At 48.7% G+C, this 554-nt stretch carries 1 pseudogene; it reads right to left on the bottom strand.

Annotated elements, in window-relative coordinates:
• Window positions 1-269: pseudogene (locus EI28_RS13060) on the bottom strand (TATA-box-binding protein); the annotation flags it as partial.
• Window positions 270-554: the final 285 nt, after the last annotated feature.

Here is a 554-nt window from a genome sequence, read left to right as displayed (position 1 = left end):
GCATCGCGGAGCGACTGCATGATGATACCAAGGCCGTCATGCAGGTCCTGGTTGTTCCTGATACCGGTGAGCACCACTTTTCCCGAGGAAAATATCAGGGATGCGATCTTGGGTTTCTCGATGCGGTAGACCGCCCCGGGGAACCGCTTCGTATTCAGTTCGCAGTTTTTTATTTTATCAGATACGTTTTCGAGGTCGATCGCGTCGGCAATCACCCCGGAGGCAACGATGTTCTCAATTTTCAGTGACTCGTATCCCTTCTCATCCATCGATATGAGTATCGTTTTTTAAACCATAATACTAATGGGTAATCTTTATGCCCGTTCCGGATACGGAGCGGGTTTCAACTTCGTGAATGCTTTAAACCATAAACGCGCAACTTTTATGGGATCGCGTTATGGCAGATGAAGAGCAAAAACCACCGTCCTACGAGGACCTATGCGCCAATTTCAAGATAGACGTTCCTGAATACTATAACTTCGGCTTCGACGTGATCGACGCATGGGCGAAGAAAGACCGGAACAAGCTGGCGATGATCTGGGTCGACCAGAATG

The organism is Methanoculleus sp. MH98A (assembly GCF_000691865.1).
Taxonomy (GTDB): domain Archaea; phylum Halobacteriota; class Methanomicrobia; order Methanomicrobiales; family Methanoculleaceae; genus Methanoculleus.
This window is presented reverse-complemented; position numbering and strand designations above follow the sequence as displayed.